The sequence below is a fragment of the Celeribacter persicus genome, assembly GCF_003050785.1.
Classification (GTDB): Bacteria; Pseudomonadota; Alphaproteobacteria; order Rhodobacterales; family Rhodobacteraceae; genus Celeribacter; species Celeribacter persicus.
In genome coordinates this window covers 1-6,176 of sequence record NZ_QAOH01000051.1, presented here as the reverse complement: position 1 = coordinate 6,176, position 6,176 = coordinate 1, and the positions used below count along the sequence as shown (strand labels likewise).

Annotated in this window: 4 protein-coding genes; all 4 read right to left on the bottom strand. The window is 63.0% G+C overall.

Translation table 11 applies throughout. The annotated features are described in order from the left end of the window. Positions 1-158: 158 nt before the first annotated feature. From C8N42_RS20715 to C8N42_RS20700, 4 genes are read right to left on the bottom strand one after another with little or no spacing between them, the layout of a single operon-like run. Positions 159-596 carry a hypothetical protein gene (locus C8N42_RS20715; protein ID WP_009179456.1) on the bottom strand — a complete coding sequence of 146 codons (438 nt, stop codon included), beginning with the start codon at positions 594-596 and terminating at the stop codon, positions 159-161. Further along, positions 593-2,740 carry a site-specific integrase gene (locus tag C8N42_RS20710; RefSeq protein WP_245890327.1) on the bottom strand — a complete coding sequence of 716 codons (2,148 nt, stop codon included), beginning with the start codon at positions 2,738-2,740 and terminating at the stop codon, positions 593-595. Before C8N42_RS20710 ends, C8N42_RS20715 begins: the two co-directional genes overlap by 4 nt. Beyond that, positions 2,737-4,563, bottom strand: coding sequence for a hypothetical protein (locus C8N42_RS20705; protein ID WP_009179395.1), 1,827 nt, complete (start codon positions 4,561-4,563; stop codon positions 2,737-2,739). Before C8N42_RS20705 ends, C8N42_RS20710 begins: the two co-directional genes overlap by 4 nt. Continuing rightward, the gene (locus C8N42_RS20700) at positions 4,560-5,981 is read right to left on the bottom strand and encodes a tyrosine-type recombinase/integrase (RefSeq protein WP_039983874.1); all 1,422 of its coding nucleotides are present in this window, start codon (positions 5,979-5,981) and stop codon (positions 4,560-4,562) included. Before C8N42_RS20700 ends, C8N42_RS20705 begins: the two co-directional genes overlap by 4 nt. Positions 5,982-6,176: the final 195 nt, after the last annotated feature.

The following is a 6,176-nucleotide window of genomic DNA, read 5'->3' as shown; positions in this document are numbered from 1 at the left end:
TGTTATCTGGACAGTCAAGTTGTCTCTTTTTGAAAACTTCCTGCCATCATTGGGGTTTTCCCGAGTGGCATCGGTGAGACAGTTCATTGGGGCTCCCTCTCTTCTCATCCCTGTTTCACCCCCACCCAGATCACCTCTTCCTCTCCCTGATCGCGAGCTCAGGTGCCAGCTCCGGACGGTGGCCTGAATGGCAGGACTTTCGGGTCAGCCCGCGCGATCTGCTCTTCAAGAACCGCGAGCAGGCGGCGTTGTTCTTCACCCTCAAGCGCGAGGATCTGAATTTGTTGCGCCAGTGTTTTGATGGTCGCGCGCAGCTCGGCCATCTCGCCACTGCGTGCGGCCCGGAGGTCGGCTTCGAGTTCGCGGATACGCTCCTTCAAGCCCGCGACAGATCCCGACCGGAACCGCGCTTCCGCCGCACGAAATTCCGCGAGAACGGCGGTGGCCCGGTTGGCCGTTGCGCGGCTGACACCGGCCTCGCGTGCGAGATTGGCGACGGTGAGGCACCCGTCGGTATGGACGGAGGTTCCTTCGAGCAGTCGCATCATGGCGGCGCGCAAGGCGTCTTCGGTCTTCTGACTGACGGGCCGTGTCATACCTTTGGGTCCTCCAGATGAGCGATCAGCCGGCGTTTTCGATCATTGTCCTGCGCGATTGCGACCTTCTGAACCGCTGACAGGGTGTTACCCTGCAGGAGGCGCTCGCCGTCCTCGATCGAAGCCCGCCAGGGCGCAACGTGGCGCGAGGTCAGACAAGAATTGGGGCAGCGGTCCGGGCTGCAGCGCGAAATCACCGGAGCCGCCGGCCTGTCGTCGGACCGCAGGCAGAGGGCGCTGGCGGGATCGAAGAAGCAATCGTTCAGAAATCCGACATGCAGCGTCTTTCCAAGATGCGCCAGCATCGTTCGCAGGCGCTTCTGATCGAGGATGCGCCCGGGCAGATCACCGAGGGTGTCCCGGACGTGGTCGAACTCCTGCTTGAGGCGGGACGATGCCGGTCCGCCGGGCTCGTCACCCTGCAAGTAGGCCTCATAATAGGCGACGACATCGTCCAATTGGCCAAGGGCCCGTTCCTGCTCGACTGCCCGGCGAAAATCGCCATGCGGCGCACCGGCATAGCCCTCGAACATCGCCACGGAGGCGTGCTTGTACTGGATCTTGCCAGCGATCACGCCGAAGGGGCGGTTCGCGATGTACCATGCGATGGTGCGCCGGAACTGCCGGGTGCTGAAATGCCAAGCGCGCCCATCGACATGTGGAATTGCGGGCGGGTTTACGACCTTTGCATCCAGACCGTCTCGAAACATCTTGATGATCGGCGACGCCTGCGCGGCCAGGTAGTCCGCAGTCCAGTCCCATGGCTTCAGCGAGACCCAGAGAGATCGAAGATCGCGGTCGCCGCGCGCTCGACGCGACAGGGCTTCCATGGCCTCGACGGCACGGGCGACCGGAGCGATGGTGATCCAGTCGGCGGAAACACCCGCCGCCTCGCGGTGCTTATAGACGTAGCTGCGTACCCGATAGCGCTCGATCAGGTTGTCAGCACTGCGTTCAACCGAAACGCAGCCCGGCTCCATGTCCTGCAACTCGCTGTCGCGCATGCCCGTCAGGTAGGCACAGACGATGTAGCAGGCCGCCTGCAGCATCTGCTCTTCATGTGGCAGGCTGTCCGTGTCGAAACGCTCCCGCCAAGGCAGGCCGGTATCGGGATCGAGGGTGATCGGGGTATCCATGCCGCCGACCTCGGTTCCCATCTCACCCGCCATCTGGTCCAGCATCCTCACGGTCGCGGTGGAACTACTGAGGTTCCCCGTTTGAGGACAGCCGATCTGAAGGCACATCAGCCTGAAATTATACGCGTTGCCTTCCTTAACATCGGGGACACCGCGGGTGGTGTTTGGACGGCGCTCCCAGATTGGCACGCCCCTCCCTTCCGCCCGGCGGGCCTCGAGCCAGGTACGAAGACGGTAGCGAAACCGTTCGTGGCGGGTTCGGCGCGCATCCTCGGCAATGATCTGGGCAGCACGGGCTTCAAGGCGATCCAGCTCTTCGCGCGCCGCGAGGATATCCGGGGCGAAGACATCGACGTATCGCATCGACCAGTGGAGCAACGCGCCGATGACCGGCTCGGGGATCCGCGGCGTGGTGTTCTCCGAGCTCGTCCGGCTCCGACCGCTGACATTACTTGCCGTGCGCCCGCCCCAGGGCAGGAAGGGAATGCCACCCCCGGTCACCCATGGCCCGAAATGATGGAGGTCGATGGGGACATCGACATAGAGGCGGATCTGTTGCGATGAACGTGCGCCGTCTCCCCCCAGATGCGCCAGATACGCGTCCAGCACTTGCTGGTCGACGCGCGCCAATTCGACGGAACCGATACGATCGTGCAGGAACTCTCCGAAATGGCGCAGGAACAGCAATGTGCCCTTGGCGGTCGAGGGGCCGCAAGGGCCCCGGTAGCTGCGCAACGGCGCCTGAAGGCGGGCAAGCATATACTCCTTGGCGAGCCGTCGAAGCGCGGGGTCTGCAATGGCCCCGAAATCCACACGAAACGCGGCCGGACGCGCGTTGGCGCGAAACATTGCCGGACTGAGATCCCAGACATCTTCGCCGAAGCGAGACAGCATCGAGTGCTCCGATCCCGGTCTGAGCGGTCTGCCTGCGAGAATGTCGACGTCGTCGGCATGGATTGCCGATGGCAGCGATGGCCTTGCGGTCGTGATGGCCGGATTTGCGCTCATGCGAGACCCGCCTCCGGGGGAAGGTAGATCTGTGCCGACTGACTGGCTGCGAGGGCACGCGCGGCGGCGAGATCGGGTTCGGAGAATTGCGGTAATATCTGCGCAGATATCCTGTGGTGGACCCGCCCGAACTTGGCCCGCCAGTCGGCCTCGGTCAGCACCTTCCGCTGGTCCACAACGAAATCCAGAAACGCCATCAGCGCGGGAAGCTTGCGGGTGGTGATGACACCGTTGCGGCATTCGATGCAGCCCCAGAACGGCACCGGGCAGGCCTCGCCCGAGGAGGCGAACGGGCTGCTGTAGAAGCCGGAACAGCTTGCCAGCCACACATCCTGTTCGCCGGCCGGCAATGCCGGAACATCGGTCGCCAAACCCTGCGGAAAACCGGGCTGAGCCGAAGACGGAGCTGCCAAGACGTTGGCCTCGGCCTCCGGGGTCAACACGGTAGGCTGCAACGCGTCTTCGACAGCGTCCATCAACGCCTCGGCGATGGTAGCTTCGTGGATCGGCCGCAAGGCGGGAATGTCCCCATAGTGGTTCGCGGCAACCTCGACTGTATGTCCAACGGCAAACCGGCGCAGCTGACCGCCAGTCTTGCGATACCACGCAGCCTTGTGGGTCTTGCGCAAACGCGGGAGGCAGAGCTTCAACGGCTTACCATCATCATCCTGCAACCCGTGGCGTTTGACCCAGACCTTTCTAGCGGATTGCATCGGCAGAACGACATCGGTCAGGCGGCCGCGGCAGTAATACGTGAAAAGCTGTTCGCTCTTGAGATGACCGCGCGCCGTCGCGGTCCACTGAATTGCGAGGCGCAGGAGGCCGCCCGGGGTGCCTGACCCTCCGTCCCGAACCCGCAGCCGCTTCCACTCGGCATGACGGGCCCGGCGCTTGCAATACTCGATCTCGACATAGCCGCTGGACGGGTTCTTGAGGCAGTCGGCACGCAGGGTCTTGATCGCCTCGATCTCGAGACCGGTCTCCAGCGACAGCAGAACGAACAGAGCAATCAGATCGCCGAGGAGCAGATGCCGCGTGCCATGCATCCAGTCGCTCAGCCCCTCATTCGAAATCCCTGCATAGTTCCGTGCCCCGTAGAGTTGACGAAAAAGGTCGTTCTTGACGGTAATGAAACCGACACGGTCGATCTCCGCGAAGGCGTCCATCTCCAGCCGGTCGATGCGTGTCTCGCACTCCTGTTTAAGCGCCGGACGGAATCGCTGCACGATCGCTGCAACATCGGCACGTGCGGCCGCCTTCAAGGCCACCCGGACACTGTCGCTGTAGGCATCGCGCGGGTGCGGTGGAACACCCGGGCGTGTACTGACATAGAATAATCGGCGGGAAGCCTCTTCGGAAAGGCGGCCTGGTTCGCCCGCATCCGCCAACCGCAGCAGCATCACTACATCTCCCATCTGGTGGCGGCGATGGTTGGGATGCTGCCCGCGCTCATCCATCCAGGCGTCGAAGCCTTCGATGGTAGCGACATCAATCTCGGCAAGCGCCTGTACGGATGAGTCTGTCGCATCGAGATAGCGCCAGAACCGATGGATGGCTTCGGCCAATGACATGGCGGTGCGGACGGTGCCGGCGGGGCCACCGACCTGACACGCCTGCCAGAGTGCTTGCGTGAAGGAACGCGCAAGCGAAGCCCGACCCGGCAAACGCGTCAGGTCCATCGTCGCGGTCCGTCCGGCCAGGGTAATCTCGAAACGGCCCGCGGCGATGGCACTGGCCGCGGCGGGGCCGGGATCGGGAAGGTGTTCGGGAAAGCTCGCCCTCCGTCCCGGGCGGGGATGAGCGACGCCGAATCTGCCGGTCATCGGTCATCCGCCATGAGTTCGGCAGTCCAGCGGTCCGCTGCTGCGTCGACGAGTTCCTGCGCCTCGGCAAGGCTGTCGAGATAGATGTAGGTGCTGGTGATGTTCGTGTGGCCAAGGAGGTGTTGGAGATGGCGGAGCGGATCGCCGAGCATCTGGCGATAGGCGGCGCCGTGCGCGTCGGTCGGGTTAAAGATTGCGCCAACCTGTTCACGGATCAGCATCGACAGCATGTTGACCGCAAAGGTGTGCCTCAGCATGTGGGGCGTGACAGTAACATCGAGACCGAAGATCTGGCATCGCTGGCTTGCCCTGCGAAAAGCAACCTCCCAGGTTCCGGACGACACGGGTTGACCACGCTCAGTGAGCCAAAGCGATGCGTGTTCAGGCATCCCATCAGGCGATCGCAGTAACCGTTGGCGGTCTTGCGGACGGAGCCTGGTCAGCGCGACGCGCCGACCGCTGCCATTGATGGCGTTGCAGCCATCAGATGACAATACGAAGGGGACGACCGGAGGAGGCGGCGCCTTGGCGGCGGCAACGTGGCGCTCGATATCGCAATAATCCCCGATCAGCTTGAGCACACGGCGCGGCAACCGGATGCGGCGCGGGCGTTCGCCCTTGGTGATCGCGCCCGGAAGATCGAAAAGAAGTATCCGCGGGCTGTCCGAAGTCAACCGAGGCAGTTCGTCGATGATTAGGCTACCAGCCTCACCGAGGCGCATCCCCGTTGTTACGAGCAGTTCCGCGAAGACGGCATTCCGCTCGCCATTGCGGCCGCGCCAGGCTGGGTCCTCGGACCCGTCCGGCAATCTTCCTCTCAGGCCGATATCCCGGAACGCGAGGTAGCGGCCGATATCGACGAATTGCATGTCATGCCGACGTGCGGCACGTTCCCGGGCCCTGTTACCCTCGACGACCTTGGGCGCTCCCCGCCCATGACCATGACGAAAGAACTGGTCGTATCGAAACGGCGAGGATGCGATCAGGCCCTCTTCGAGCGCCCACCGATACAGTTTGTCAAGCGCCGCGATCGCCCTGTTCCAGCTGGATGCCGAAATCCGGAACGGTGCATCCGACAAACGCCGTGCATGGTGAAACGCGATGACATCGTTGTAATCGGCACGCCAAAGCTGCTTGCCACCACGCCGTTCTTCCAGAAACCGAATCCAGACGAAGATGTCATGGGCGTAGGCGCGCAAACTGTGCCGCGAACGCACCCCCATGGTCGGACAGGCGCGAAAGAACCGGTTCACTTCATGCAAGTAGCTTCCGTCCCGATCCAGAAAGAACGGCATGCCATCCATCAGGCCGATCCTGCCAGCGGCCTCGGTCAAGGAAACGGAAAGATCGACCGGAACGCCTTCGACCGAAACGGGCGCGCGCAGCGCCGATCCGTCGGTGAAATAAAGCTGCGTCATCCATCCTCCAAAGGCGTTCGCGTCCAGCAAACGACGCCCGCGACTCCAGTCGCGCTCAAACCGAAACGCCGCCAGCCCCGTCCCTACGGCCCTTTTGATGGAGAGCGGGCCGGGGCTGGCTCATCTCTCAATCCCAAGGCTCGGCATAACCCGAACCGTGCACAGGAATAAGACGCATCGATAGAGTCAGGATAA

Excerpts from the sequence above, each read along its gene's own strand:
- C8N42_RS20715 (WP_009179456.1), bottom strand. The coding sequence starts at position 596 with ATGACACGGCCCGTCAGTCAGAAGACCGAAGACGCCTTGCGCGCCGCC.
- C8N42_RS20710 (WP_245890327.1), bottom strand. The coding sequence starts at position 2,740 with ATGAGCGCAAATCCGGCCATCACGACCGCAAGGCCATCGCTGCCATCG.
- C8N42_RS20705 (WP_009179395.1), bottom strand. The coding sequence starts at position 4,563 with ATGACCGGCAGATTCGGCGTCGCTCATCCCCGCCCGGGACGGAGGGCG.
- C8N42_RS20700 (WP_039983874.1), bottom strand. The coding sequence starts at position 5,981 with ATGACGCAGCTTTATTTCACCGACGGATCGGCGCTGCGCGCGCCCGTT.